Origin of the sequence: Leptospira vanthielii serovar Holland str. Waz Holland = ATCC 700522 (assembly GCF_000332455.1) — a bacterium.
Lineage (GTDB): Bacteria > Spirochaetota > Leptospiria > Leptospirales > Leptospiraceae > Leptospira_A > Leptospira_A vanthielii.
Map to the genome: position 1 here is coordinate 1 of NZ_AOGY02000084.1, position 5778 is coordinate 5778.

3 protein-coding genes, 1 rRNA gene and 1 pseudogene are annotated in these 5778 nt (G+C 38.5%); all 5 read right to left on the bottom strand.

Features of this window, described 5'->3' with window-relative positions; all coding sequences use genetic code 11:
- Positions 1-250: 250 nt before the first annotated feature.
- Positions 251-1237 (bottom strand): annotated as a pseudogene (locus LEP1GSC199_RS20265) (efflux RND transporter permease subunit); the annotation flags it as partial.
- A gap of 205 nt (positions 1238-1442) precedes the next feature.
- Positions 1443-1829 (bottom strand): hypothetical protein, encoded by a 387-nt coding sequence (locus tag LEP1GSC199_RS20270; RefSeq protein ID WP_039927592.1) that lies wholly within the window; start codon positions 1827-1829, stop codon positions 1443-1445.
- A gap of 59 nt (positions 1830-1888) precedes the next feature.
- On the bottom strand, positions 1889-4291 hold the full coding sequence (locus LEP1GSC199_RS20275) for a TonB-dependent receptor (protein WP_039927594.1): 2403 nt from the start codon (positions 4289-4291) through the stop codon (positions 1889-1891).
- 96 nt (positions 4292-4387) lie between these two features.
- Positions 4388-5026, bottom strand: coding sequence for an MFS transporter (locus LEP1GSC199_RS20280; RefSeq protein WP_198288808.1), 639 nt, complete (start codon positions 5024-5026; stop codon positions 4388-4390).
- 625 nt (positions 5027-5651) lie between these two features.
- Positions 5652-5778 (bottom strand): 16S ribosomal RNA (locus LEP1GSC199_RS21525); the annotation flags it as partial.

Genomic DNA, 5778 nt, shown 5'->3' on the forward strand with positions numbered 1-5778 from the left:
CCTCATATTTAGAAGCCTGCGATAAATGTTCTGCTTTTACCTTAGAAACATCTTGCGCCCAAACTGTTGTACCAAATAGGAATAGAATTCCTATCACCATTACTTTCATTTTATTCATTGTTTTCTCCTTTTACCACTACCACTTAGGAACAAGATAGGGGTTTTTCCAAGATTGAGCCCCCAAATCCAGAGGGGAAGCCCAATCTTCGTGACAGATTGCCCATTATAGGAAGCCAGCCGGCTTAAAGGCGACTATATTTGATCGATCATAAAAGGGTTCCAATTTCATTCCGTCAGGAAGTGTTTTTTGGAATATACTTATTTTTTCACGTACCCTACCTACGACCTCTCTGGAATTTTGTCCGAGTAACATAATAACGGTAGCCGCGACTACCTCTTTCCCTTTTTGGGTAGCAATTCCAAAACGAAGAGCAGGACCAACTTCTACTCTTGCAATTTGGCCTAATAGGAGAGGAATTCCATCGGCGGAGGTGCGAACGGCAACACGCTTGATTTCTTCAATTCCTTCGAACTGTCCTTCCCCACGAATGACAAGCTGTTCCGATCCTTTTTGAACATAACCACCTCCCGTATTAAAGTTCGCGGCTTTTAAATCATCAAGTATCTCAGAGACAGTGAGGTTATTTGCAACCAATCGTTTAGGATCAATTAAAATCTGATATTGCTTTAAAGTTCCACCTAATGTATTTATTTCGATTACACCTGGGATTGACTTCAATTTCTTGGATAAATCCCAATCCATATAACTTCTCAATTCGCTTGGAGAATGTTTGTCTGAAGTAAGTACAAATTCGTATATGTCGCCTAATGCAGTTGCAACGGGGGCTAATTCCGGGCTTCCATATTCAGGGGGAATTAGAGTGTCAACAATTTTCAAACGTTCGTTTACCAATTGTCTTGCAAACCAAACATCGGTTCCATCTTCAAAAATAACAGATACGGAACTAACACCCGCTCTAGAGATAGAACGAATTTCTTTAGCTCCTGGAATTCCATTGAGTTCAAGTTCGATGGGATATGTAATGAATTGTTCTACTTCAAACGGAGTAAGAGCCGGAGAAGAAGTAACCGCAGTAACCTGAACATTCGTTACATCGGGAACCGCATCAATAGGAAGTTTAAGCGCATTAATAAGACCAATTAAACAAAAAATAGCGGTAATAAGGAGGACTGTTCCTTTTCTGCGAATTGAGAAATCTACAAGTTTTTCGATCATAGTTTGATTTTCACAATAATTGTGACTTTTCAACAAGAGTATAAGTTAAGGTTTATATTGCTCGTATTTTTTAATAAAAATGGAATGAAAAAACTACGATTATGATTTTCTTAGCAATCATTAATTTTATGGAAGTAAACGTAGATTTTTAATTATTCAATTCATGCGACTAGGTAATCAAACAAGCTCGTGCCGTCTTTAATTGTTACATTCCAATTGCAGTAAATGCGGCTCTGTATGCTTCAGGCGGACATGTAGCATAAATACAAGTTGAACTTTTGCCATCTTCGGTAGTCTGCCAAACGCCTGAGGAAGTAATATCTTCGCAAGTGACTTTATACGAATTTGATTTTGCAGGACCAGACAATAATCCAGTGCAAGTACCGACAGAAATATCCGAATAACAGGTACATGATCCTTGAAACGCTTGAGTGTTCGTGCAATATATGCAATCGGAAGTTAAAGATGAACTTACAATTGCAAGGAAGATTTGATTTTTTTTATTTGTCTCTTCCTTCTTTTTTGTTTCATTTTCCATCAAACAAGAAAATAAAATTAGTAAAGATGTTACGATCAATAGCAATGAAAGCAGTTTTCTTTTGTTTGTTGTAGAAATGAGATTTATTTTATTTCTTTTCATGTGATTTACCTTTAATTGATAGCGGAAAAAGGAATAGTAAGTTTAAAAGTTGCATTAACTCCCTGATTCAAAGCATAATCCTTATACCGGCTCAGGTGGTCCACGTATGCTTTATTGAATAGATTCGTTATTGCAAAATCAAATGTAGCTGCATCAGGGCCATTACTTAAGGAAGGAAGTTCAAATCCAAAACCCATATCGTAAAGATTATAGCCGCCAGTTGTAGTTTCCAATTTATCCACTCTGTATTGAGAACTGATGAAACGACCACTTACGGAAAAATATGGCTTTTGCAAAGTAAACCATTCGTCTTTGGTAAATCTAAATCCTAACCTTGCCCGATTCGGAGTCATCCGAGGCAGTGCTTTTGTTTGCAAATCACTATAGATTAAGCTCGGATCAGTATCCTCTAAAGTTAAAAAAGCAGAAGGGTCTACTTTCTTATACACAGAACCTTTCAAAAGATCAACTCCGCCATTCATCGAAATATTTTTTGTTAACTCTGCTTGGATGGAAAATTCTCCACCGCTTAATACTGCTCTGTCTTGTCTGTATTGGTATTTGGGAAGACGAGAATCTTCATCAAATTTTCCCTGGCTTACTGAATAAATATAATCTTGTATTGTATTTTGAAAAAAAGTAACTTCGGCTTGGATTTTGGAAGACGCATAACGAAGGGAAGTGTCATAGTTTACTGACGTTTCAGGTTTTAATTGATTCTTTCCAGTTTCAAAACGACCTAAACCTTCATGAACTCCGTTAGAATATAACTCGAAAGGAGTTGGTGCTCTGAATCCTTTGCCTGCATTCAATGCAAGTGAGAATGGCTTGGAAAACCTCCAAACGGTTCCGACAGTTCCCGTAGATGCTGAAAAATTTTTTGTTTCCGCACTGACACCCAAATCGGCATTGGACTTGATATCCATACTTCTTTTGTCTGCTCTAAGACCGCCAGAAAAGGTAAAGTCACCTAGTTTGTATTCCTCCAGAAGAAAACCGCCTAGATTTATTAAAGAATATCCTGGAATCAAAGGCTCTGTTCCTATCGTCGCATTTCTCTGGTTCATTCCGGAAACTCCGACAGTTCCTTTCCACCCAAGAACAGGTTTATGATGAAATTTAATATCCAATGTGCCAGTGTCTAAAAATAAGTTCAAACCTTGTTCCTTACGATTTTTGTTCACCTGATATATGTTATATGATTTTGTGAAATCGTCCACATCGTCGCTTAAAAGAGTATTACGAATGGGAACATAAATGTTTTTATCAGGAATTTCCCTTCTATTATTCCTTTGGTATCCTGCATCTACCTCCAAATTTCCCAAAGAAAAAATGAAAAAGGAATGCAAATGATTTTTGTCATGAGTTACGGCTTGGTAAACTCTCCCTCCGGGATTTTCATTCGGATTATCATAAAGTTCTTGTTTGAATTCCCTTCGAAAACTATCTAAATAAATATTTCCCCAAGATCCATCCGTTCCGATAGAGACGCTTTTATTTGATTCCGTAAAACCGGTATTAGGAAGTGTTCCGTTTGGCGTTGTTATTCTACCTGCCTTTCTTTCGTTTGCATGAACTCTATAACCTATGTTCGAATTGTAATTGTATCCGTAGAGTGACAAATCTCCTGCATCTTGTTTGTTATTGGAAAATCCGTTATAGCTTACTGTTCCAGCCAAGGTAGGTGCTCCGTCTTTTCTGGTTGGAGCTTTGTTACGGATCACATTGACTACCCCACCAAGTGCATCAGAGCCATATAAAACGCTTCCTGGACCTTTCACTACTTCGACTCGATTGATTCCAAAAGCATCCAAGTCCACTGTATGATCATCACCAAACTGTTGTTCCTCTTGTTTTACTCCGTCGCTCATCACAAGAACTCTTTGTCCTGAAAGTCCACGGATTACAGGCTTTGCAGTTCCTGCTCCCGTGGTTAAAGTGGAGACACCAGGTGTGTTTTGTAATGTGGAAGCAATATTTTCACCTCTTTGCCTTTGCAACTGCCTTCCCTCTATTACTGTAGTTGGTTGAGGAGAATTCAAAAAATCGGCTAAATTTGACTTTGCAGTAACGTTAATGGATTCGAATTCCAAATTGGTCGGCAGTAATATTATAATAATTGTTTCATCTTTATCTTTTAGTTCTATAGTTTTGGTTTCAGGTTGGAATCCACCTGCCGAAATAAATAAAGTGTATGTGCCTGGTGGCAAATGTTGATATTCAAAATTACCTTGTTTATCTACAGAAGAGGTTTGGTTTATCTCCTGTAAAAACAGTTTTGCGTTTCCGATAGGTTGCCCATTCAAAGATTGGACATTACCTTTTATGTTGACATCCAAAGCATAAATGGAAGTGCCCAGAAAGAAAAAGAAAACTAATAATGATTTTTGGGCAAAGCCGAAGCTTCTCTTTATAAGCGAAATTTTTTCCCGAGATAAGAACTGATTCATGCAAATTACCGACTTTCTGTAGACAAGTAATCGCAACTACGTTGCAAATGCAACATAGTTTTATTTGTGGAATGAAAAAAGTAATCTACCGATCCGAGCGTTTTGCAAAAAAAAAAGAAATGTTATGATTGTGGCAAAAATCGTAAGTAGACCGCCGTATAGAAATTCTTTCCCTGGAAAAGCTATTCCAACTGCGCCTGCAATAGGGTAGGTGATTGCCCACCAGAGATGAGAAAACGCAAAATGAGCACCAAAGACTTTCCCTTGGTCTTCATAGGAAATATTTTCTCCGATCAATGTTTCGGAGGGCATCTCTGCAAGACTTTGACCGAGTCCTGCGAAAAGCCAAAGCACCATCAAAATTGTGTAGGAAACAAAATTAGTAAACGTAATGGCTAAACTCAATGCTATTACACCTAATATCAGTGATACTGCTCGTGTTTTTGACTTGTCCAAACTTCCCGCTAAAAAAGCAGCAATGGCGGCACCAATTCCAAAAGCAGCCATAACCCACCCGTAATGTTTGTCATCTAATTGTAGCCCTGTTTTGATGTGATTGATTGTATTTACCAAAATCATTGCACCTGCAATTGCAGAAACGAACTCAATGCTTAATGCAAAACGAAGTGTATTGTTACTAAATAAAAGGCGAATCCCTTTCCAAATATTGTTCCAAGTGTTTCCTGATTGTCGTACCATTTTTCTTTGAGCCACGTTTTGCAATTCCTTTGCCGGAATTGTTAAGATGAAAAATGCAGCCAGAACAAACGAAAAACCATCTATCCAAAATATCTCCTTTATTCCAAACCACACGGCAGAAATACCTGCGAGAGCAGGGCTAAATATAGTCGCCTTTAAGCCTATTGGATTCCCATAATAGGCAATCTGTCCCGCATAACGGGAACCATTTCTGGATATAGGGATTTGGTTATAGAAAAACTCTTAGGAAGTTCCTATGTGGTAAATTCAAACAGTGATACGTATTTTTATTTATTGCTTTGCCTGAATCTCCCCCACTCCACAACCTAAAAAGCCTCACTTGTTAGGTGAGGCTTTTCTCTTTACTTCAACCAGCGAACTGGCATTTGATTGTTTCTTTTGGACCCTGAGTTTATCGAAGGACATTTACAAAATACAACACAGAAACAGTCTGGGAGACAGTTTCTAGACGACGAAGGTTGAAAACCGAGGAGTGCTTTCGGAAGGAAAGCCATTGCCTACAAATAAAAAAACCTCACTAGTTTTGTGAGGTTTAATCATTCTTTTACAAAATACAACGTAGCGTGACAACAAATCTAACGAAAGGTAATTGGTTTCCTTTATAAAAGGAGGTGATCCAGCCGCACCTTCCGATACGGCTACCTTGTTACGACTTCACCCTCTTCACGAGTTTCACCTTAGAAGTGCCTCCCCTTGCGGTTAAGGACAACCTCTTCGGGTATACGTGGCGT